Below are 22,916 nucleotides of genomic sequence, written 5' to 3'. Positions count from 1 at the left end.
GGATAAAAACTTATGCGTCGTGCCGTTATTACTGGCTTAGGTATAGTTTCTTGCCTAGGTACTGATAAAGCTACCGTTGCTAACAGCCTTCGTGAAGGACGTAGTGGTATTCGTTTCAACCAAGAATATGTTGATCAAGGGTTACGCAGCCATGTTAGTGGTTCAGTAGATCTTGATTTAGAAAGCCTAATTGATCGCAAAGTACTACGCTTTATGGGCGATGCTGCTGCTTTTTCATATCTCTCCATGCAGCAGGCGATTGCCGATAGTGGGTTAACTGAGGATCAAATATCTAACCCTCGCACAGGCTTAATTGCGGGCTCAGGTGGCGCTTCTACTTTTAACCAAATGGAAGCCATTGATACTTTGCGCGAAAAAGGCGTAAAACGTGTTGGTCCATACCGTGTTACACGCACCATGGGCAATACAGTATCAGCTTGCTTGGCTACTCCTTTTAAAATCAAAGGTTTGAACTACTCAATCTCTTCTGCTTGTGCAACTTCTGTGCACTGTATTGGGCATGCGGTTGAGCAAATTCAAATGGGCAAGCAAGACATTGTCTTTGCTGGCGGTGGCGAAGAAGAGCATTGGTCACAATCGTGCCTATTTGATGCCATGGGCGCTCTATCTACCAAATACAACGACACTCCTAACAAGGCCTCACGTGCTTATGATAGCGAACGTGATGGTTTTGTTATTGCCGGTGGTGCCGGTATGGTCGTTGTGGAAGAGTTAGAACATGCCCTTGCGCGTGGCGCAAAAATCTACGCTGAAATTGTTGGCTATGGTGCAAGCTCCGATGGCTACGACATGGTTGCGCCAAGTGGTGAAGGTGCAATTCGCTGTATGCAGCAAGCATTAGCAACAGTAGATAGCCCTATTGATTACCTCAATACACATGGCACTTCAACGCCTGTAGGCGATGTTGCTGAGATAGGTGCTGTAAAGCAAGTATTTACATCTGAAAATATGCCAAAAATCAGCTCAACTAAAAGCTTATCTGGTCACTCATTAGGTGCTGCTGGCGTGCATGAGATTATTTACTGTCTACTTATGATGGAAAATAACTTCATTGCAGCTTCAGCCAATATTGACAAACTAGATGCAGAGGTTGAAGGCTTACCTATTGTGTTGAAAACTGAAGAAAACGCCCAGCTCAATACCGTTATGAGCAACAGCTTCGGCTTTGGTGGCACTAACGCCACTATAGTCCTAAAACGCTGGGACGCTTAAGTTTGGCGTACACCAAAGTCAGCTTTACAGCTGTTACTTAAGAGACAAAAAGGTGCAATTCTTCATGGAAATGCACCTTTTTTATCCTTTTTATATACTATTAAACTATCATGTTCAAAGTAATATGCGTTAATTAATCACTAGCGCTATACTTCTCCAGTCTCAAGAAGCCTTTTTGAACAGACAGAAACCATACTACAAGAATGCTAAATACTAAAAACAAAACTAATATTTTTTCATATCAAGCATTAGCGACTTAATTTCATATTAATATATTTTCTTAGCCCAAATAAACTTAGTACCAACACATTAATATTATTTACGCATACAGAGCCCCAACAGGCTACTACTCTGCCGATTTTCGACTCATCCGTCATTCCGTTAAGGATGCAAAAAGTAGCGCATCGCCCAAAAACTGCAATCTTGAGCGTCCAACCTAAACCCAAAGTTACGGCGAAAAAATACAAATGAAGCCGCCTCACCAACAGCTGTGGTCATAAAGACAAACTTAAAAATGACCCAACTAATTTTTAACAGGATTCGCAAAGTGACTAAGCACTATAACCAGTGGTGTTCGATTGATATTTTAATAATAAAACGCCTAATGTGAGACATCAGGCGTTTAGCTAAATTACCATTAGCATTTACAAATGAACAGCACCAGCAAAAATGCCATTTTAAAACTATGCGGAACCAAATAACTCGCCATTTAGACTTTCACTAAATAACGCCCTTTATGCGTTCCTTTTAGTATTTTCTCAATTGCTTCTGGTACATCAGTTAGATTAATTTCTTGTGACAATTTTTCTAAATTATTTAAATGCCAAGTTGTTGCCAATTTACTCCACATTTCTTGTTTAACTTCCAAAGGTAACTCAACAGAATCCACACCTAGCAAATTAACACCGCGCAAAATAAACGGAAAAACATTTGCATTAAATTCAACACCCGCCGTTAAGCCACAGCAAGCCGCACTAGCACCGTACTTCAGCGCTTTTACACAATTAAAAAGCAAGTCACCACCAACAGTATCAATAATACCTGCCCACTTAGGTGCCAGCATGGGACGCTCTTGCTTTTCTAATAATGCCTCACGGGAAATAACCTCTGCTGCCCCCAAACTCATTAGGTAATCATACTCTTGTGCTTTACCTGTTGCTGCAACTACTTGATAACCTAGCTTAGCCAATAGTGCCACCGCAATAGAACCAACACCACCAGTAGCACCTGTCACTAATACAGCGCCGTCTTCTGGATTAAGCCCTGCATGCTCTAACTTATTCACGCATAAAGCAGCAGTTAACCCTGCCGTACCTAAGAGCATAGATTCACGTAAACTTAAAGCCGTAGGACGTCGCACCACCCATGTCTCAGGTACTCGAATATACTCAGCTAGCCCACCACTGGTATTCATACCCAGATCATAGCCTGTGACAATAACTTCATCGCCTTGTTTAAATTGATTGCTAGCGCTATGGGCTACTACGCCAGCCGCATCAATCCCAGGCGTATGGGGATATTGCTTAGTAACGCCTTTATTACCTGAAGCAGATAAAGCATCTTTAAAATTTAAGCACGAATAGGCTACTCGAATTAGCACATCGCCCTCTGGCAACTCATTCAAGCTACGCTCAACCACATCCAAGCTATATTCTTTGTTGTTTTGTTTAACCAAGATAGCTTTAAAATTACTCATCAGTCCTGCTCACTTAATGATTAAATGGTTGCTGCAAACGCTCCCAAATACGGGACCAAACACGATCCACTGTATTCGCTGCGGCCAAGCCAAAACGCTGTTGAACACTTTTCTTTTGTACAAACTCAATCATGTAAACATCGGCACTTTTAGCGCGTTCAACAAGATATTCATCGCTGGTTTTAATTTCATCAACGAGTTGCTTAGCCAGCGCATCTGTACCAAACCAAATTTCTCCAGTGGCAATTTCTTCAATGGCTAATTGCGGGCGATATTGGCTAACGAACTGCTTAAATAGCTGATGAGTACTGGTTAAGTCCTCTAAAAACTTCTCACGCCCTTCTTCAGTATTTTCGCCCAGCATAGTTAAGGTGCGTTTATATTTTCCAGCCGTTAAAATCTCAACATCAATATCATTCTTTTTTAAAAGTCGATGCACATTGGGCACTTGGGCAACCACACCAATAGAACCTAGCACAGCAAAAGGCGCACTTAAAATACGCTGGCCAATACAAGCCATCATATAACCACCACTGGCGGCGACTTTATCAACGCAAACTGTTAATGGAATATTAGCTTGACGAATACGTGCTAACTGCGATGAAGCCAAGCCATAGCTATGAACCATGCCACCACCGCTTTCTAAGTTCACCACAACTTCGTCTTGCTCAGTGGCCATAGTCAATACAGCGGTGATTTCTTGACGTAAACTTTCAGTGGCTGAAGCTTTAATATCACCCACAAAGTTAAGCACAAAAACCCTAGGCTTGCTTTCCTCAGTATCTTGTTTGGCTTGCTCTTTAGCCTTTGCTTTATCTGCTTTGGCCTGTTCTTTACGCTGTCTTTTTAGCTCTGCTTTACTGAGCAACTCATCTTCTAAGGTTTCTTTAAGTTCAGCTAAGTTTTCATTGACATTAGTAATCTGTAAATGTCCTTTGCTTTTCCCCTTGCCCTTACTTTTAGCACTAAAAATCATCGCTAAGACCAAAGCTATTACCACTAACACAGTGATCGCACGTAACAAAAATGCCGCATAATCTAAGATAAAATCCACAGTCAACCTCGTTATCTAAAACTTTTTGCTAAGGGTAAAGTGCTAGCAAGATTATAGCTAGCTGCTATTCTGATATTAAATTCAAACAAACGTATGATTTAGCATTGACACATAAAGGCTTGATCCCTAATCTGCACAAGGCAGCATACATGAGAACGATAAATGGCTAGCATTTACTTAATACGCCACGGGCAAGCATCCTTTGCTAGTGATAACTATGATCAGCTATCCCCCCTTGGGATTGAGCAATCAAGTTACTTAGGCAAGTTTTTTAGCCAGCGTAATATTCACTTTGATCGTGTTTATTCCGGTTCCCTTGTGCGCCAACAAGATACAGCTAAACATATGCTAAAACATTGCGCTAGTCAGCCTAATATTATTGTGAACTCTGCCTTTAATGAAATTCAAGCTGAAGAAATTGTACGTCATCAAATCCCTAAGCTGGTTGAAAAACAACCTGAACTACTCGAAAAATTTATTCACATAAAAGAATATGCCGAACAACTAAAACCTTATTTTGACCAAATGCTCCATGAATGGGCGGTACAACAATTAGATATTCAAGGTGTAGTGCCTTGGTCGCAGGTCAGCTCCCGCGTGCAAAAAGCATTTGATCAAATAACTCATACGATAAAGCCACAAGAAACCATTGCAATTGTTACCTCCTGTGGCCCTATTACTGCCTTGCTTCAACATTTAGCTTTAATTCCATTAGCTAAATCTTTTGAAATGGCATGGCATATCGTTAACACATCTGTCAGTGAAGTACAGATTAAACAACAGGCTTTGCTTGTTAACTTCAATAACGCGACACATTTAGAACTACTTAATAAACCTGAGCTAATCACCTATAGGTAGCTCATTCACGGCCTTGCCGAATAAAAACAGAAGGATATTATCATGACTGATGCTGCTCAATTCATTGATACCATGACATCAAAATTCAATGCTAGCGCTGCTGCTGGGCTTGATCTCATTTTTCAATTCAATATTGAAGATGCTGAAAACTACTACCTTGTGGTAAAAGATGGCACCTGTGATGTAAAACAAGGTGATTCTGATGAAGCTAACGTAACACTGATTATGGATAGCGAAACACTACAAGGTGTAGCCAGTGGCGAAACTGATGGCATGCAAGCTTTTATGGCGGGCAAACTACGCGCAGAAGGCGACATGATGCTAGCGATGAAACTCAGCGAATTATTCCCAGTTTAATTGCGATAAACAAAAGCCGGAGATCTACTCCGGCTTTTTTATTAAATCCACAACTAGCTATTATCCGCTTTACCTATTGCCTGTAAAACATAATTTGGTAAAGCAAAAGCAGCGCTATGAATATCAGCATTATAGTAACGCGTGACTATGCCACTTCCTGCAAAACGCTCGCGTAAAAGCGCTAAGCTTTGATGACGCAAAACTTTATCTTTGGCTGCCCATGCAAAGGTCATAGCACCGCCAATATAAGTAGGCACAGCTGCGGTATAAAAATGCCAATCATTAAATAGCACACTGACTCGCTTAGCTGTGGTTTTAACCTCATCTAACTGCATAAAAGGGGTGCCATTTTGCGCTACCAAAATACCTTTTTCCGTTAAGCAGCGATGACAAGCTTGGTAAAAATCTTCTGAAAAGAGTACTTCTGCTGGCCCTTGCGGATCTGGGCAATCACTGATAATAATGTCAAATTGCTCTGTGCAGTGACGCAAGAAGTTCATGCCATCATCAATTACTAGCTGCAAGCGAGGATCGTTGTACGCACCATTGGAGTGATTTGGCAAATACGCTTTGCACATTTCTACCACGGCATTGTCAATCTCAACCATAGTAATCTGATCAACGCTAGAATGACGGCAAACTTCGCGCAACATGCCACCATCACCACCACCAATAATAAGTATTTTACGTGCTAAACCATGGGCTAAAATAGGCACATGGGTAAGCATTTCATGGTAAATAAACTCATCAGCTTCAGTCGTCTGAATGGCACCATCTAACGCCATTACGCGACCTAGGCGTTGGTTTTCAAAAATAATAAGATGCTGGTGTTCGGTACGCACTTCATGCAAGATTTTGTCAATCTTAAAAGCCTGACCATAACTTTCGTATAGCGTTTCACGATATTCAGCCATCTTTAAGTTTCCTTGTTATTTTTCAAATACATTATGACTACACTAAATCCATGACAGAACAATGTCAGGCACAGACTTAATACACAGGCAACTCAGTGTGCCTAAATAGTTCTTCAATTTCACTTTTACTGCGACACTGCAATACTTTTTCTTGTACTTCGCGGGTTAAATGGGGAGCAAAGCGCTGGATAAAATCACTCATATAGCCACGCAAGAAAGTGCCTTTGCGAAAGCCAATGCTTGTAATACTGGCTTCAAATAAATGGCTAGCATCTAAAATCACTAGATCATCATCTTCTAATTCATCAACCGCCATGCGTGCCACAATACCAACACCAATACCTAGACGTACATAGGTTTTAATAACGTCGGCATCTGCCGCCGTAAAGACCACTTTTGGCGTTAGTTCTTGACTACTAAAGGCATCATCTAGCTTTGAGCGGCCAGTAAAACCAAAGACATAGGTCACCAGTGGAAACTCTGCTAAGCGTTCAAGTGTTAACTTACCTTCTTGGGCTAGTGGATGGTCACGCGTAACAATAACGCAGCGATTCCAGCGATAGCATGGCATCATGATTAAATCGCCAAACTGATCTAAACCTTCTGTTGCAATCGCAAAGTCAACAGTGCCATCGGCCGCCATTTCTGCAATTTGCGTAGGCGTTCCTTGCTGCATATGCAAAGACACATCTGGAAACTGCTCAACAAAGCGTTTAATAACGGCTGGCAAGGCATAACGTGCTTGAGTATGTGTTGTAGCAATAGAAAGAGCACCTGTGCGCTCATTAGAAAATTCTTGTGCAATTTGTTTAATATTTTCACACTTACGTAACACTTCACCTGCGGTATGAATAATACGCTCACCGGCTGCCGTAACTCGCGTAAGATGCTTGCCGCTACGAGCAAAAATTTCTACACCCAGTTCATCTTCAAGTAAACGAATCTGTTTGCTTATGCCTGGCTGAGAGGTATATAACGCTTGAGCGGTAGAAGAAACATTTAATCCGTTGCGTGATACTTCCCAAATATAGCGTAACTGTTGTAGTTTCATATTTACTCCAGCAATTTTCGGCTTGCCTTAAGTTTTGCATATAACTTAAAAGAATTAATGGCAGGATAACTTATATCCTTTTAACAGAAAAGCTTTCATGACAATTATTTCTCAGTTAACTGCAGCGAACTTCTTACAACAGGTCGACAACACTTGGCCTTTTGCACAAGACGCACAGCATTGCTTGCTTACCCAATGCACTTTTAACGCAGAAGTAATCAGCCCAGAGCTGTTTACTCTAAGCCAGCTAGAAACGCCAAGAGGCAGTGAAAAACGCCAGAGTGAATTTCTCGCTGGGCGTATTTGTGCCGCACATGGATGCAAACTGCTACATAACCAATGGCTATATCCAAAAAGAAATGGCACTGACCGCGCTCCATTGTGGGATGCCTCTGTCACAGGCTCCATTAGCCATAGCAAAGGCAAAGCCATGGCCGTTGTAGGAGATGCTAAAATCTGGCAAAGCTTAGGTTTAGATATCGAGCATTTTATGCCATTAGAACGCGCTCAACGCTTAGCCTGCGAAATTCTAACAACCCGCGAATTAACTGACTGGCATGAGCTACCTGAGAGTCAGCAAGCGCAACAACTAACATTGATTTTTTCAGCGAAGGAAAGCCTCTTTAAAGCGCTAAACCCATTAACAGAGGCGTGGTTTGGTTTACAAGATGCCAGCGTGAAGATTCAACAGAATTGTTTTGAAATCAGCCTACAAAAAGATCTTAATCAGGAATGGCATAAAGGCCAATCTATTGTTGGCCTTTATCAGTTAACCAAAGAGTCGGTGATAACCCTCGTTCGGATTAAGCGCTAAGCAGGTTGCTTAAGATCTGTTTGACTTTCGCCATGCCTTCAACAACTGCCTGCTCAATCTGCGATATGGTAATGACGCCTTGTGCTTTTCCTGCTGCTGGGTTAACTACTAGCGCTAAGCTGGCATAGGCTAATCCCAGTTCGCGTGCCAAAACGGTTTCGGGCATGCCTGTCATGCCGACAATATCGCAGCCATCACGCTCCATTCGCGTAACTTCAGCCACTGTTTCTAAACGTGGGCCCTGAGTACACCCATAAACACCTTGGTTGGTGCAAGAAAAACCCAAAGAAGATACAGCTTTTATCAGTTTTAAACGTAACGTCTGATCATAGGGATAGCTAAAGTCAACATGAGTGACATGATCTAAATCGCCAGCATAAAACGTATGTTCACGCCCAGAGGTGTAATCGATAATTTGATCGGGAATACAAAAATGTCCTGTTTGCATAGCACAGCTAATACCACCGACAGCGTTGACTGCAATAATTTTATCTGCCCCCGCATGACGTAACGCCCATAGGTTGGCGCGATAATTTACTTGGTGCGGAGGAATACGATGAGGATGCCCATGACGCGCTAAAAAAAGTACGTCCTGTCCAGCATAACGTCCTCGCATGATATTGGCTGAAGGTTCGCCATAAGGCGTATCAATAAACTGCGCATCAATAATATCTAAGCCTTCTAGCTGCGTAAGCCCTGTGCCACCGATAATTGCATAACTGCCCATGGATTGCCCTTTTTAGATAAGTTGCGCCTGCGCTAAGCACTGCTTTGCAGCTAAGAATCTTGGATTTTCTTTATAAGCACAATTAGTCAGTTGTCGTACACGCAGTAACTGCGTTTTTTGAGTTGGCAACACAGCTAGTTGCTGTAAGCGTGACAGCGCTAGCTCGGCACTGGCACGGTCATTACACACCAAGCCTACATCACAGCCTGCACTAATGGCGGCCTCTATACGCGCGGCTGCATCACCCACCACATGAGCGCCAGCCATAGATAGATCGTCACTAAAAACTACACCCTTAAAACCAATTTGTTGGCGTAGGATTTGTTGCAACCATACCCTTGAAAAACCCGCTGGTTGCGAGTCTATCTCTGGGTAAATCACATGCGCGGGCATCACGCCTGCCAGCTTGCTATGCAGTGCGACAAAGGGTTTTAAGTCCTGTTGCTGAATCTGCTCAAAGTTACGCTCATCCACCGGAATAGCAACATGCGAATCTGCTTCTGCCCAGCCATGCCCTGGGAAATGTTTGCCTACTGCGGGCATATTGGCGCTGTGCATGCCTTCAATAAAATACCCTGCTAAGTTAATGACAGTTCCCGGCTGCATCGAAAATGAACGTAAACCTATCACTTTGCTACGCTGGTAATTTAAATCCAGTACAGGCGCAAAACTAAGATCTATTCCAACATTCAGTACTTCAGTTGCCATTAAATAGCCGCAAGCCTTAGCCAGCTCAGCTGCATTTGTTTTATTCTCAAAGCTTCCCATTGCTGGCAAGCGAATAAAGTCTTGGCGTAAACGCTGTACTCGCCCACCTTCTTGGTCCACCGTAATAATTAAGTCATCTCGCACTTGACGAATAGCGGCACAAAGCTCTCGAACTTGGCGCGGCGCTTCAATATTGCGTGCAAATAAAATAACGCCACAGACCTGAGGCTGACGCAAAATATGACGATCTTCAGCTGTTAGCCATGTACCTTGAATATCTAATAACAATGAACCTTGCATATAAAACCCTTAGTTAGGTTTGTAGTGACTTTTCACTAATAGTTACGCGACAACCTAAAATAACCTGATCAAATAATTGAATAATATCGGCATTACGCATACGGATGCAGCCATGCGACATAGCAATTCCCATAGGTTCTTCATCGGGTGTGCCGTGAATATAGATATAACGTTGAAACGTATCTACTTGACCTAAACGATTGCGACCTAGTTCAGTACCGCTTAGCCATAAAATTCGCGACAAAATCCAATCACGCTCTGGATAGGCCTGATATAACTCACTGGTGCAAATTTCTTGAGTCCAGCGCCGCCCTTTCAAAACAGCTGCATAAGGCAAGCCAGCGCCAATTTTGGCGCGTATGATATGTTCACCACGTGGCGTACAGCCAGAACCAGAACGCTCGCCGGCACCGTTTTTAGCAGTAGAAATGCGATAACGTGCAACTTGCTCCTGCTGGCTATACGCCAACAAGCATTGATCGGCAATTGAAATATGAAGATGGGTTATAAAAGTCATGCTTGCAGCTTAACTGATGCAAGCATGGCAAAACAATCTATTCAAGAAATCTTAAATGGAGTTTTGCTTGTTTTAGTTGCGGATCACTAATCATGCTAGGTGCGCGTAAACCTGCAGCCAAGAAAGGCACCATCATTTGCATAACTTGGGCAATAGAAACCTTAACTTGATAATCGCTCTCAGCCATTGCTTGTAACGCTTGAATACCAGACATGCTAAAGGCTGCGGTACCTATCATAAAATGAATACGCCAAAACAACTCTATTGGTGGAATACTAGGTGCAACATTATGTAGCAGCAGCATATAACGACGAAAAATGCGTCCATAGCTCACCTCTAAATAGCGCCTTAGATGCCCTTGGCTTTGGCTAAAAGCCAAGCCTAATAAGCGCATAAAGATAGAGAGATCGTTTTCATGGCGTGGTTGTGCTGATAAAATTTGTTTGATCAATAATGACAACAAATCTTCTAACGTTAGGCTACTCTCATCTTCAATGTGCTCATCCAATTCTTTTTCTAAGTGTTCGCAAAATGGCGTTAAGAAACGAGAAAACACTGCCTGAATAAGTGCTTTTTTTGAACCAAAATGATAGTTTACTGCTGCCAGATTTACTTTAGCTTTGCTGGTAATTTGCCTCAATGAGGTTTCAGCAAAGCCGCGTTCAGCAAAGAGCTGTTCAGCAGTATCTAAAATACGTTCAACTGTATCTGACTGAGCCATAATCAATCCGCAAGACAAACAATCGTTTGAAACATACGTTTCAAATTTTCATGCGTCAAGCAATTTTATTTGCGATGCGGCTGATTTTCACTCGCCTGCCGTGCTCCAATCGATTACCCCCAACTGCCAAGTCGCTAAAATTAATAAGCCAAACGCAATGCGATACCATGCAAAAACAACATAGCTATGGTTTGCAATAAATTTAAGCAAGGCCTTTACCGCAATCATTGCAAAAATAAAGGAGGTAACAAAACCAATTACAAAAACAGGAATATCATTGCCTGTCTCAAATAAATTACGATGTTTGTAAAGTGAATATACCGCAGCTCCCATCATGGTTGGCATTGCCAAAAAGAATGAGAATTCAGTTGCCGTTTTCCGTGACAAACCAAATATCAAACCACCAATAATGGTCGATGCAGAACGTGAGGTACCTGGAATCAAGGCTAAACATTGGCAGCAACCAACCTGTAGTGCTTGTTTCCATGTCATATCGTCTACGCTTTCAGTGGCAATCACATGCTTACGTTTTTCAGCCCAAATCATAACGACGCCGCCTACTACCAGTGCTGATGCCACAGTAATAGGGTTAAACAACCATTTTTCTATTGTGCTTGCAAAAGCCAAGCCCAAGATAACAGCTGGAAAGAACGCAATAAGCAAGTTTCGGGTAAAATTCTGTGCGGTACGTTGGTTAGGCAACCCTATGACTACTTGCATGATTTTCTGCCTAAACTCCCACATTACAGCCAAAATAGCACCTAACTGAATAATGATGTTAAAGGCTTTTGCTCGTTGCCCGCCAAAACCTAATAAGTCAGCAAAAATAATTTGGTGGCCTGTACTCGAAATCGGCAAAAACTCAGTTAAACCTTCAATTACACCTAAAATAAATGCCTGTATGACTGCCCAAAACTCCACTGTGAATCTCCCCTGATTCAGGTTGAATAAATACGCATAAAAAAACGGCTCAAGGCATAGCATGAGCCGTTTTCTTTAACATTAGTTTACATTAGAAGAAGCCTAATGGTTTTGTATCATAACTAATGAGTAAGTTTTTTGTCTGCTGATAATGATCGAGGATCATTTTATGGGTTTCACGCCCTACACCTGAACGCTTGTAGCCACCAAAAGCAGCATGCGCTGGGTAAAGGTGATAGCAGTTAGTCCAAACGCGCCCTGCTTTGATGCCACGCCCCATACGATAAGCACGATTAATGTCACGTGTCCAAACACCCGCTCCTAAACCAAACTCCGTATCATTGGCAATAGCTAAAGCCTCAGCTTCATCTTTAAAGGTAGTGACAGCTACTACGGGACCAAAAATTTCTTCTTGGAATACACGCATTTTGTTATGGCCTTTCAAAAGCGTTGGCTGAATATAATAACCACTGGCCAAATCGCCTTCGAGCTGTTCCACACTACCGCCTGTAATTAGCTCTGCACCTTCTTCTTCCGCAATATCCATGTAAGATAAAATCTTATCAAACTGTTGCGCCGAAGCTTGCGCACCAACCATGGTTTCTGTATCTAACGGGTTACCACGTTTAATTTGCTTAACTTTATTAAGCACTACTTGCATAAAGTCATCGTAAATACTTTCTTGTATCAAGGCGCGTGATGGGCAGGTGCAAATTTCACCCTGATTGAAAAAGGCTAAGACTAAGCCCTCAGCAGCTTTTTCAATAAACTCAGGTTCGGCTTGCATAATATCTTCAAAGAATACGTTAGGTGATTTACCACCCAATTCAACCGTACTTGGAATAATATTCTCTGCCGCTAATTTCATAATATGTGAGCCAACAGGCGTTGAACCAGTAAAGGCAATTTTCGCAATGCGTTTACTAGAGGCTAAGGCTTCACCCGCTTCACGGCCAAAACCATGCACAATATTTAACACGCCTGGCGGTAATAAATCGCCAATGAGCTCCATTAGCACGGTAATAGTTAATGGGGTTTGCTCAGCAGGTTTTAGAATAATAGCGTTACCTGCTGCTAGGGCTGGTGCTAATTTCCATGACGCCATAAGTAGCGGAAAATTCCATGGAATAATTTGCCCCACCACCCCTAAGGGTTCACGAAAGTGGTAGGCTGCAGTATGTTCATCAATCTCAGACGCTGTGCCTTCTTGTGCACGAATGCAACCTGCAAAATAACGAAAATGATCAATAGCTAAAGGTACATCAGCATTTAATGTTTCACGGATGGGTTTGCCATTATCCCAAGTTTCGCTAACCGCTAATAATTCTAGATTAGCTTCCATGCGATCAGCAATTTTCAATAAAATACGTGAACGCTCTTGTACACTTGTACGGCCCCATGCCTCGGCTGCGGCATGCGCGGCATCTAAGGCAATTTCTATATCATCGGCACTAGAACGTGGAAACTCACCACACTCAGCACCTGTTACAGGGGTGGTATTGGTAAAGTACTGACCATCAACAGGATGTACAAACTCACCGTTAATATAATTACCATAACGTGGTTTGATCGTAAGCAAGGCATCTTCTGTACCGGGTTGAGCATAAATCATTGTGCTTTACCTTTTGTCATGAAAAATATCGTTAAATAACACAGACTGCACTCTAACACTCTTAGTTCATCGCCTCATCAGACTGACAAAAAGCTATGTGATGCGTCAATAAAATACCCACCAAAATCTATGTTACCGCAACTAAAATTGTCGACCAGTTATAAAATCCTACAAGAACTTAACGAGTTCAATAAAATTTATTCGGTTGTTTTAAAACTAGATGCGGCTTAAACCAAGCGATTGATCTATCAGTAAATATCCACCCAAAGCTATGCGACTAAAGCCAATATTGTCGAACACTTGTAACTGTCTGTATAAACCCAAATAGACGTTGGTTATCAAAAATAATAAATAGCCAACTAGGAATAACAATAAAAAGGTTTTAGTTATGCTTAGAGCACTTTCCAGACCTGCTGTAAAGCTGGTTGAGCGGTATCTACCCGATTCTTACATCTTCGTTTTGCTACTCAGTATTATTGCAGCCGTTGCGGCAATGGCAGTGGAAAGTAAAACACCTGTTGAAGTTATGCGCTATTGGGGTAATGGTTTTTGGGGCTTGCTGGCATTTGCGATGCAAATGCTACTGGTACTAATTACAGGTTTTATGCTGGCTAACTCACCGCCAGTTAAACGTGTGCTAAGTGTATTGGCGGGTGTGGCTAAAACACCTGGAACAGCGATCATCTTAGTTACCTTAGTCTCACTTTCGGCTAGCTGGCTGAACTGGGGTTTTGGGCTTGTGGTCGGTGCTATCTTTGCTAAAGAGCTAGCACGCAAAGTTAGAGTCGACTACCGACTATTGATTGCCAGTGCTTATTCTGGATTCTTAGTATGGCATGGCGGTTTGGCCGGTTCTGTACCATTAACTATTGCCACTGAAGGGCATTTTTCAGCAGCACAAATTGGCGTTATTAGTACAGATCATACGATTTTCTCTGTTTACAATTTGCTGATTGTACTGGCGTTGTTCATCATTGTTCCTTTAGTGAATCGCTTAATGATGCCAAGCGAAGCAGAAAGTATTTATGTTGATCCTAAGCTGCTCGAAGAACAGTCAGTTGAACATAAAACTGATCCTAGCCGACCGGCTGAACGCTTAGAAAACAGCCGTATTTTAGCCTTGCTTGTTGGCGTGGCTGGGCTTTGTTATTTATTTGATTATTTTGTCAATCGCAGCGGTGGCTTGAACCTGAACATTGTTAATTTTATGTTCTTATTCTTAGCGATTGTTTTACATGGCACCCCACAACGCTTGCTAGACAGCTTGCAAGAAGCCATTAAAGGCGGTGCAGGCATTGTTATTCAATTCCCATTTTATGCTGGCATCATGGGTATTATGATGGACTCAGGTTTAGCAAAAACCTTGTCTGAAGTCTTTGTTAACCTTGCTAGCGCTGAATCTCTACCTTTTTGGTCATTTATTAGTGCAGGTATTGTAAACATTTTTGTGCCATCCGGTGGTGGTCAATGGGCTGTTCAAGCACCTGTAATGTTGCCTGCGGCTATTGAGCTAGGTGCAGATATCCCACGGGTTGCTATGGCGGTCGCTTGGGGGGATGCATGGACCAACTTACTGCAACCTTTCTGGGCGTTACCCGTATTAGCAATAGCTGGTCTAAAAGCTAAAGATATTATGGGTTACTGTTTAGTGTTATTAGTCATTAGCGGCGCTGTTATCTCTATAGGGCTTACGTACTTTTAATAGCTCTATATCTACCCCCAGAGACGCTAGGGAATAGTGTCTTTGGGCTTCTGGGCAGAACAGCTGCTATTCCAAATCGATACGGAACAGGCTAAGTGCCCTACATAAGCTAGCTCTACTTTAGAACGAATAGAAGGCACATCATCTTCTCGCATATGCAAAATATCACTAGGGCTGACCCACTCAGGATTTTTATGCGTCAAAGGTTTACCTGCTACGTTAAAGGCTTCCACTACAAATTGAGAGCAAAAATAGCGCTCACTTTGTAAAGGCGAAACAAATAAATAGCCCATCGAGTTTAAGCAAGCTTGGCGTATAAATCTTGGATTAACAGGCAACTCGCAAGCTTTACGCGTAATAGAATATGGCATTTGTTTAGCGATACCCACAAAGTTATATTTGCTGCCATCTAAACTATTCGCAAATTCACGCATTTTCGCTGTATCTTCTGAAGTTAACCCAGGATAACGATACACCGCAACCAAGTTGGCATGTTCTAGGGCTTCAGTTAAAGAAATAATTTGCACACCACTGCCGACGGCTTCAGCAATTAGCCCATCACCTAAGTAAATAAATGAATGACTTATAGGTGCATTATTGAAAAGGCGAATGCCAATCGACTGTGCACTGGTGGCTGATGAAAATAGAATATCACCCGCTTCTAGCTCAATAGTCTCTATTACTTTTACACCTTCTTTAGGCGCTGTATTAGAGCGTTGTAGATTAAAGGTGTAATAGTCTCCCTCTTTTTCCCACTTCCCTGCGCAGGCTGCCAGCAAGACAGACAACACAACCACGAGAGCGATTTTAAAACGCTGGCACATGGTATTCTCCTTAATAGATACCCGCCTACCCCTATTATCAGCAGACGGGTACTTGATTTAGCGTAGAACCTCAGGATTACCTTTTCCTGAAACCGCTAGAGCTTCTTCATTAGTTAATAATGCGGTTCTAGGAATATTTTGCAGGTATGCACATGCGGCTACCACATTAGCCCAACAGGCACGGTTAGCAAATTGCAAACCAAACTCATCTAAGGTGCCACCACGATTTTTATAACCTAGCACAAAACTCGCTTGTGCTTCAGGTAATAACGCCCATAAATGCCCACGCGCCACCTCAGGCCGCATATGAGTTAACAGTACCCGCAAACGGTAACGCTCAGGGAAGATACGCTCAATCATGGCGTCGTCCGCAATCACCTCACACTCCCACTCATCACGTGGTACACGGTAACGGCTTGGCTCTTGCAAATAAACAACACGATATCCCATACCCGCTTCTTCCAGACGCTCGCTGGCGCGCAACACCTGTTCAAGTTGGTAACTACCACAGGCAATGAGCAACACCGGATCTTTATCTGTACCTGCAAACTCCTTGACGACAATGGCGCCATCCTTAGCTAAACGCTTTGCTTGCTCCTCATTGAAGTAGCATGGACGATCGCGTTTCGGTGAAACGATGCAATTGATTTGTCCACGTGAGCCATAAATAGTCGGCAGCAGCGCCAGCATGCTGTTGTGGTCGGCTGGAAAAAGCACGCGAGAAACATCACTCATCTCGCCTAACAAGGCCTCACAGAAGGTTGTATCTTGATGCGATTGCTGGTTTTTACCATTTTCCCATGTATGCGAAGTGGCCACTGTTGGCCAACTGATCCACTGCGCTGGGCGGCCTGCTTCCTTTTCTAAACGTGCAAATATAATACTTTGACGCAATGCTCCAAGCATTTTCACACAGAATGCTTCATAACTAGCCGCCAGATTTAAGCCGCCTTGATTAGCCAAACAAGCTGAAATTACTGCTTCTTCATTCAAGGCAGTAATAACCTTACCATCAATGGCTTCCAGCTCACTTTCTGGATCAACCACTCGATGACGTAATGCTTTAAGCACACCGGATAATCTATTACTAGCCAGCTCATCTGGATTGCCTACACGCGGGCGTAAATCTGGGTTAGCCGCCACTAAGTCCACAAAATACTTATCTAATGCCGACATCGGTGAGCAGCTTTCATCATGATAGTGTTCTTTAGGTAAAACAGGGGTTTTAGGCTTACGCTTAGCTAACGCAGTATCGCGCTCTAATGGGCGATTTTGCTCTGTATGATTTTTAAATAATGCAATAGCAGCTTGTAGCTCACCTTGCTCAACCCATAATGGTTTAGCGTATTGATTAAAGAGTTCGCGTGATCTTTCATCTTGTGCAGGGCTAGCAGGTAGTGGCAAGTTATGTGCCGCATTGGTACCGGCGCCATAAAAACCGAAACCTTTTTCGGTTTGGGCAATACCATAAGGAATAGGCAATGGATACTTGAGAATACCATTATTTTTTTCCTGCACTCGACGCTCTAAACGCTGTTCCATCTCCCAAATAGTACAGGCAAAAGCAGCTGGGTCGCGCCCATCGAACTCAATAGGATCAAAACCACAACCACGAAGATGCTTCTCAAAACTATTAAGACCTTCCTCTGTACCTAATAAAGTACGCTGTTCAATACGACGCCCGTTAGCAATCATAATAGGCGTGACCACACCACTATCTTCCGCCCGCCACCAGCGTGGAATCCAGTCACTACCTCGCTGCTCTTCTGCCGCGCCATCGGATAAAAAGGTCACGAGTTTTTCGCCAACTAACGGCTTATGCACATATTGCAGTTCAGCAAAGCCTAAATAACCACCTTCAAAAATACCACCCGCAGTGTGTGGGTTAACGTGACTTCCCAGCGGTGCAGCATTACTGCCATTAGCAGCTAAGGCATAACCATAAAAATCACGGATAAGCTGATTGAGGCCTTGCTCACCTTTGGCGTAAACAGATTCCTGCTCAGGGTGCAAGTTACCTAAAAAAACGTTTAAAGCCTCAATGGCAGCGACACAATGCCCTTGCCCCATCATCCAAGCACGAGTTTGAGCTGTTAAAGCATTAATAGCCAAATAACCTGCATAGGCCGGAACTATATTTAATGCCCCGCCAGTATGGCCTTCTGGCGTGGTTTTAAAATCCTCAGCTTGCATGGCAGAGCCATCAAGACGAACACGCTTGGCATAGGTCATATGTACAACCAGCCACATAGCAGCGGCTGTTAACTTGTCTAAGGCGGTAAATATTTTGTATACGCTTGCAAGATCAGGCTGAACTTTCGCCTGCACCAGTTGATGCGCTAAGCGATAAACTGCTGCTTGCGTTTCTGCGTTGTGCTGAATTGGACCATAACCCTGAATCCACTTAGCAAATTCAGGTTCTTGCAACGAATGTTGATGTAATTCAGGCTGCCCCGGCAGTATTTGGTGCATAGTACGTACTCCACTCATTCCTATACTTATGAGTCTAGCTTAAGCTACTCTGTAAGTATTGTGATAAGTATCAAGATGGCTACGCTGCTGAGCGACAAAAGGATACAAGAATGGCACTTTTAACGTTTTTAGGCGCAACAGAACAAGTAACAGGCTCCTGTTACCTTATCGAAACCTATGACCGCAAGCAGATATTACTGGAATGCGGCATGCAACAAGGTCGCCGTGATCAAGAGCAAGATAACCGTCAAAAATGGGCATTTAACCCTGAGCATATTGAGGCTGTGGTTATTTCTCATGCACATATTGACCACTCAGGATTACTACCTAAGTTAGTGTCTGAAGGTTTTAGAGGCAAAATTTTTGCCACCAGCGCCACCTGTGAATTATTAGAGTTAATGCTTATTGATTCAGCGCATTTGCAAGAAAAAGATACCGAATGGGAAAATAAATGGCGTGCTCGTAAAGGTCGCCCGCCAATTAAGCCTTTATATACTGTTGCCGATGCGGAACGCGCTTTAAAAAAACGCCATCCTTGTGCCTACCAAGAGTGGAGCGAGGTACTTCCTGGGGTTAATGTTCGTTTCCATAATGCTGGGCATATTATTGGCTCTGCTATTGTTGAACTGAGTTTTGATGAGCCCAATAATAGCCGTCCACGTCGTCTTGTATTCTCAGGAGACTTAGGTAGCAATAACTCGCCACTAATGCGTGAGCCTAGCGAGCTATCCCAAGCGGATGTAGTGCTTATGGAGTCAACCTATGGTGACCGTGACCATAAAAACACTGAGCAAACATTAGATGAGTTACGCCAAATTCTTCAACAAGCCAAGCAAGATGGCGGTAACGTCATGATTCCAGCTTTTTCTGTGGGTCGCACACAAGACCTACTCTTTCATCTCGGCAACTTTTATCAGCATGGACAATTGCCACAAGATAAGGTTTTTTTAGATAGCCCAATGGCGATTAAAGCCAATGAGGTTTATTTGCGCCATAAAGATGAGTTTGCTGAAGATGATAGGCTAACCTTACGCAACCATCAGGTTAAAACAGCAAAAGACTGGCTGCCTATTTTGCAGCTAACCCCAACACCTGATGAGTCCATGGCGATAAATCAATACAAACAAGACGCTATCATTCTTGCTGGCAGCGGTATGTGTAATGGTGGACGTATTATTCATCACTTTAAACATAACTTATGGCGTCCTGAATGCCATTTAATTTTTACTGGCTATCAAGCACAAGGTACAACTGGGCGAAAAATTGTTGATGGATTCCAAAACATCAAAGTATTTCAAGAGCGCATTAAAGTCGCCGCCCAAGTACACACACTTGGCGGTTTTTCCGCGCACGCTGGACAATCTCAGTTAGTTGAATGGGTTAACCATTTCCAACACAAACCTGATTTATATTTAGTTCATGGCGAACCCGACAAAATGCGGATTTTGCAAGAACGAATTAGAGATGAGCTGCACTGGGATGCCGCCATCGCGCAATATGGCGATAGTATCGCTATTTAAGGAGTTTAAATGCCAAACAACAGCAATAATAATGATTATCTAAGCCGCCAATACTTTGCTAGCAGTTTAGATTTCGCTCAATTAATTGACCAACTGCTAGATCGTGTATCCCCCAAAAGCAGCGGAAATCGACCGCTCTACCGTGACATGCTGATGACTGTTGCTCGCATGGCAGAGGCTGACCGCAGCCGCTGGGATGCTAAAATCATGAATCAAACGCTCAAAGAGCTAGAAGCCTCTTTTAGCCTCCTCGAACGTTTTAAACGTCGCCGTAAGGTTACCGTTTTTGGCTCAGCCCGCACTTTGCCTGAGCATCCGCTATATGCTCAAGCCAAGCAACTAGGCAAGCTGCTCTCTGACAGCAACCTGATGGTTATTACTGGTGCGGGCAATGGTATTATGGCCGCAGCCCATGAAGGTGCTGGCTTAGAAAATAGCTTAGGTTTTAATATTGAGCTGCCGTTTGAGCAATCTGCCAATACTACCGTGCACAACAGCAGCCATTTACTAACCTTTAACTTTTTCTTCCTGCGTAAACTATTCTTTGTTAAGGAGGCGGATGCCTTAGTACTTTGCCCAGGTGGTTTTGGTACTTTAGATGAAGCCTTAGAAGTCTTAACCTTAGTACAAACAGGCAAAAGTCCGGTTGTACCTATTATCCTAATGGATGTAGAAGGCGGCACATTCTGGGATGCATTCCTTGATTATTTAAATCAAGAACTGGCAGGTAATCATTATATCTCACCTAACGACACCTCACTGATGCGTCTTGTACGTACACCTGAAGCAGCTTGCGAGGAAATTGCTAACTTCTATCGCAATTACCATTCTTCTCGCAAAGCCCATGAGTTTATGCTGATTCGTATGCAGCATTTCTTATCTGATGAGGCTATTAGCACACTTAACACTGACTTCCGTGACCTGTGCATTAATGGGCATGGCTACGTACAGCAGGCGTATTGCGCCAGCACCCATGATGAGCCTGAATTTTGTAATCTGGTACGCTTAGAATTCGACTTTAATGGGCGGGATCATGGTCGTTTACGTGAGTTGATTGATTTTATCAACCAGCCAAGTCATTGGAAAAAATAATACTGTATCAATCTGCGCCCTATTGCATGATAGGGCGCATCACGCATAAACCTGCTGTACAAAACAATTTATGCCATAATACGCGCCCATTCTTTTTCAGCTGATTGTTTTTGTTTCATGACTGACCAACCTGATCGTTTATTTAGTGCACCTTTAGCACAAGTGCCTGATTTTGTGTTTAATGAAGATGTAGTACGTGTCTTTCCTGACATGATTAAACGCTCGGTGCCTGGCTACCCCACCATTGTTGAAAATACAGGGGTACTGGCTGCTCAATTCGCTCAGCCGCATACGCTACTCTATGATCTTGGTTGTTCTTTAGGTGCGGTTTCTCAAGCCATGCGCCGTCATGTCGATCAGCCTGATTGCAGTGTGCTAGCCATCGATAACTCCGCTGCTATGGTGGAGCGTTGTCGTGAGTATTTCAGCGCACAAAATGCCATGTTTCAAGAACTATTACCTGTTAATGTGCTTGAAGCTGACTTATTAGAGCTTGAGTTTCAACCCACCTCTTTTGTCGCCTTTAACTTCACCTTACAGTTTATTGCACCTGCACAACGTCTAGCACTACTAAAACGTATTCGCCAGGCTATGGTGCCTAATGGTGCTATGATTTTGTCCGAAAAACTACGCTTTGAAGACCCTAAACAACATCAACTGCTATATGACCTACATCTTAGTTTTAAGCGCGCCAATGGCTATAGTGATTTAGAAATCGCACAAAAGCGCCGTGCCATTGAAAATGTGATGTTGCCAGATTCTTTTGAAACCCATAAAGCACGCTTGCTAGAAGCGGGCTTTCGTGAGGTTACTATTTGGTTTCAATGCTTAAATTTCGCTTCTATGATTGCCTTACCATGATAGATTTTTCTCCTTTAATTGCTCAGTTAGAAGACACCCCACTTGCAACTTGGGCAAAGCAATTACCTGATCAATTTGCGGCCAAGCTCGCCATTAGTCACGGTGATTTACCTCGCTGGAAAGCAGCTGTTGATGCCTTACCGGAAATCACGCCCAACCATATTGATATCATTAATAAAGTTGCCATTGAGGGCACTACCACAGCAGATCAAGACAGTCAGATTCTGAGCGCATTGCAAGGCTTAATCCCGTGGCGCAAAGGTCCATTTGATGTATTTAAAACGCACATAAATACAGAATGGCGTTCAGACTGGAAATGGGAGCGTGTTCGCCAACATATTCAACTCAAGGGCCGACGCGTTTTAGATGTGGGTTGTGGTAATGGTTACCATATGTGGCGCATGCTAGGTGATGGCGCACGTACAGTCATTGGCGTTGACCCGAACTGGTTATTCTTCTGCCAATACCTCGCCTTAAAAAAATATCAGCCAACGGCTAACATATGGCACCTACCCTTTGCTTTTGAAGAGCTACCTGAAAAACTAGAAGGCTTTGATACTGTCTTTTCTATGGGCGTACTCTATCACCGAAAATCCCCTATTGATCACCTGTACGCACTCAAAGAAGCTTTGTGTAGCCGTGGTGAGCTAATCTTAGAAACACTCGTAATAGAAGGCGATGCCCAGCAAGTTCTGGTGCCTGATGATCGTTACTCTCAAATGCGCAATGTATGGTTTTTACCTTCAGTGGAGGCATTAGCACTATGGCTAAAGCGTGCAGGCTTTGTTGATATTCGTTGCGTAGATATTAATGTCACCAGTATTGAAGAACAGCGCGCTACAGAGTGGATGAAATACCAATCACTCCCTGATTTTCTCGACCCCAAAGATCCAAGCAAAACTTTAGAAGGTTTACCAGCGCCCACTCGCGCCATTTTTATTGCCAGAAAGCCTTAAAACTCA

General features: G+C 43.1%; 21 protein-coding genes. 9 read left to right on the top strand and 12 right to left on the bottom strand.

Features of this window, described 5'->3' with window-relative positions:
- Positions 1 to 12: 12 nt before the first annotated feature.
- On the top strand, positions 13 to 1,233 hold the full coding sequence (fabB, locus tag VQ643_RS00215) for a beta-ketoacyl-ACP synthase I (protein ID WP_414197135.1): 1,221 nt from the start codon (positions 13 to 15) through the stop codon (positions 1,231 to 1,233).
- 709 nt (positions 1,234 to 1,942) lie between these two features.
- On the opposite strand, the gene VQ643_RS00210 is transcribed toward fabB, so the two are convergent.
- Together VQ643_RS00210 and sohB are read right to left on the bottom strand one after the other, a co-directional pair.
- A complete protein-coding gene (locus VQ643_RS00210) occupies positions 1,943 to 2,929 on the bottom strand; it encodes a YhdH/YhfP family quinone oxidoreductase (protein WP_414197134.1) in 987 nt (328 codons plus the stop codon).
- Positions 2,930 to 2,942: 13 nt separating this feature from the next.
- On the bottom strand, positions 2,943 to 3,983 hold the full coding sequence (gene sohB, locus VQ643_RS00205; RefSeq protein ID WP_414197133.1) for a protease SohB: 1,041 nt from the start codon (positions 3,981 to 3,983) through the stop codon (positions 2,943 to 2,945).
- A 162-nt stretch (positions 3,984 to 4,145) separates the two neighbouring features.
- On the opposite strand from sohB, the gene VQ643_RS00200 reads away from it, so the two are divergent.
- Together VQ643_RS00200 and VQ643_RS00195 are read left to right on the top strand one after the other, a co-directional pair.
- Positions 4,146 to 4,841 (top strand): histidine phosphatase family protein, encoded by a 696-nt coding sequence (locus VQ643_RS00200; protein WP_414197131.1) that lies wholly within the window; start codon positions 4,146 to 4,148, stop codon positions 4,839 to 4,841.
- Between the two features lie 42 nt (positions 4,842 to 4,883).
- Positions 4,884 to 5,198 (top strand): SCP2 sterol-binding domain-containing protein, encoded by a 315-nt coding sequence (locus tag VQ643_RS00195; protein WP_414197130.1) that lies wholly within the window; start codon positions 4,884 to 4,886, stop codon positions 5,196 to 5,198.
- A 53-nt stretch (positions 5,199 to 5,251) separates the two neighbouring features.
- On the opposite strand, the gene speE is transcribed toward VQ643_RS00195, so the two are convergent.
- Positions 5,252 to 6,112 (bottom strand): polyamine aminopropyltransferase, encoded by an 861-nt coding sequence (gene speE / locus VQ643_RS00190; RefSeq protein ID WP_414197128.1) that lies wholly within the window; start codon positions 6,110 to 6,112, stop codon positions 5,252 to 5,254.
- A 76-nt stretch (positions 6,113 to 6,188) separates the two neighbouring features.
- The gene (gene cysB / locus VQ643_RS00185; protein ID WP_414197126.1) at positions 6,189 to 7,163 is read right to left on the bottom strand and encodes an HTH-type transcriptional regulator CysB; all 975 of its coding nucleotides are present in this window, start codon (positions 7,161 to 7,163) and stop codon (positions 6,189 to 6,191) included.
- A gap of 97 nt (positions 7,164 to 7,260) precedes the next feature.
- Here cysB and VQ643_RS00180 point away from each other — a divergent pair, with 97 nt between their 5' ends.
- The gene (locus VQ643_RS00180; RefSeq protein WP_414197125.1) at positions 7,261 to 7,977 is read left to right on the top strand and encodes a 4'-phosphopantetheinyl transferase family protein; all 717 of its coding nucleotides are present in this window, start codon (positions 7,261 to 7,263) and stop codon (positions 7,975 to 7,977) included.
- On the opposite strand, the gene VQ643_RS00175 is transcribed toward VQ643_RS00180, so the two are convergent.
- The 6 genes from VQ643_RS00175 to VQ643_RS00150 all read right to left on the bottom strand — a co-directional run bounded on the left by VQ643_RS00175 (position 7,967) and on the right by VQ643_RS00150 (position 13,483).
- Positions 7,967 to 8,704 carry an S-methyl-5'-thioinosine phosphorylase gene (locus VQ643_RS00175; protein ID WP_414197124.1) on the bottom strand — a complete coding sequence of 246 codons (738 nt, stop codon included), beginning with the start codon at positions 8,702 to 8,704 and terminating at the stop codon, positions 7,967 to 7,969. The two genes, VQ643_RS00180 and VQ643_RS00175, sit on opposite strands and share 11 nt — an antisense overlap.
- Positions 8,705 to 8,716: 12 nt before the next feature.
- The gene (gene nagZ, locus VQ643_RS00170) at positions 8,717 to 9,712 is read right to left on the bottom strand and encodes a beta-N-acetylhexosaminidase (protein ID WP_414197122.1); all 996 of its coding nucleotides are present in this window, start codon (positions 9,710 to 9,712) and stop codon (positions 8,717 to 8,719) included.
- 13 nt (positions 9,713 to 9,725) lie between these two features.
- On the bottom strand, positions 9,726 to 10,229 hold the full coding sequence (locus VQ643_RS00165; RefSeq protein WP_414197120.1) for a L,D-transpeptidase family protein: 504 nt from the start codon (positions 10,227 to 10,229) through the stop codon (positions 9,726 to 9,728).
- Positions 10,230 to 10,266: 37 nt separating this feature from the next.
- Positions 10,267 to 10,950, bottom strand: coding sequence for a TetR/AcrR family transcriptional regulator (locus VQ643_RS00160; protein ID WP_414197119.1), 684 nt, complete (start codon positions 10,948 to 10,950; stop codon positions 10,267 to 10,269).
- An 87-nt stretch (positions 10,951 to 11,037) separates the two neighbouring features.
- Positions 11,038 to 11,871 (bottom strand): undecaprenyl-diphosphate phosphatase, encoded by an 834-nt coding sequence (locus tag VQ643_RS00155; protein WP_414197117.1) that lies wholly within the window; start codon positions 11,869 to 11,871, stop codon positions 11,038 to 11,040.
- A 91-nt stretch (positions 11,872 to 11,962) separates the two neighbouring features.
- Positions 11,963 to 13,483, bottom strand: a complete 1,521-nt coding sequence (locus VQ643_RS00150; RefSeq protein ID WP_414197115.1) for an aldehyde dehydrogenase family protein — start codon at positions 13,481 to 13,483, stop codon at positions 11,963 to 11,965.
- A 388-nt stretch (positions 13,484 to 13,871) separates the two neighbouring features.
- Here VQ643_RS00150 and VQ643_RS00145 point away from each other — a divergent pair, with 388 nt between their 5' ends.
- The gene (locus VQ643_RS00145) at positions 13,872 to 15,185 is read left to right on the top strand and encodes a short-chain fatty acid transporter (RefSeq protein WP_414197113.1); all 1,314 of its coding nucleotides are present in this window, start codon (positions 13,872 to 13,874) and stop codon (positions 15,183 to 15,185) included.
- A 26-nt stretch (positions 15,186 to 15,211) separates the two neighbouring features.
- Here VQ643_RS00145 and VQ643_RS00140 read toward each other — a convergent pair whose 3' ends face one another.
- The gene (locus tag VQ643_RS00140; RefSeq protein ID WP_414197112.1) at positions 15,212 to 16,009 is read right to left on the bottom strand and encodes a YiiX/YebB-like N1pC/P60 family cysteine hydrolase; all 798 of its coding nucleotides are present in this window, start codon (positions 16,007 to 16,009) and stop codon (positions 15,212 to 15,214) included.
- 57 nt (positions 16,010 to 16,066) lie between these two features.
- The gene (locus VQ643_RS00135) at positions 16,067 to 18,481 is read right to left on the bottom strand and encodes a xylulose 5-phosphate 3-epimerase (protein WP_414197111.1); all 2,415 of its coding nucleotides are present in this window, start codon (positions 18,479 to 18,481) and stop codon (positions 16,067 to 16,069) included.
- 110 nt (positions 18,482 to 18,591) lie between these two features.
- Here VQ643_RS00135 and VQ643_RS00130 point away from each other — a divergent pair, with 110 nt between their 5' ends.
- From VQ643_RS00130 to cmoB, 4 genes are all read left to right on the top strand, one after another.
- Positions 18,592 to 20,001: an MBL fold metallo-hydrolase RNA specificity domain-containing protein gene (locus VQ643_RS00130; RefSeq protein WP_414197109.1), complete on the top strand. Its 1,410-nt coding sequence runs from the start codon at positions 18,592 to 18,594 to the stop codon at positions 19,999 to 20,001.
- 9 nt (positions 20,002 to 20,010) lie between these two features.
- A complete protein-coding gene (locus VQ643_RS00125) occupies positions 20,011 to 21,093 on the top strand; it encodes a TIGR00730 family Rossman fold protein (protein ID WP_414197108.1) in 1,083 nt (360 codons plus the stop codon).
- A 117-nt stretch (positions 21,094 to 21,210) separates the two neighbouring features.
- Positions 21,211 to 21,954, top strand: coding sequence for a carboxy-S-adenosyl-L-methionine synthase CmoA (cmoA, locus tag VQ643_RS00120; protein WP_414197107.1), 744 nt, complete (start codon positions 21,211 to 21,213; stop codon positions 21,952 to 21,954).
- Positions 21,951 to 22,910 carry a tRNA 5-methoxyuridine(34)/uridine 5-oxyacetic acid(34) synthase CmoB gene (gene cmoB, locus VQ643_RS00115; protein WP_414197106.1) on the top strand — a complete coding sequence of 320 codons (960 nt, stop codon included), beginning with the start codon at positions 21,951 to 21,953 and terminating at the stop codon, positions 22,908 to 22,910. The genes cmoA and cmoB overlap by 4 nt, the downstream gene beginning before the upstream one ends.
- The last annotated feature ends 6 nt before the right edge of the window (positions 22,911 to 22,916 follow it).

It is taken from the genome of Pseudomonas sp. F1_0610 (genome assembly GCF_047470865.1).
In the GTDB taxonomy this organism is placed as follows: domain Bacteria; phylum Pseudomonadota; class Gammaproteobacteria; order Pseudomonadales; family Pseudomonadaceae; genus JAZDRH01.
This window is presented reverse-complemented; position numbering and strand designations above follow the sequence as displayed.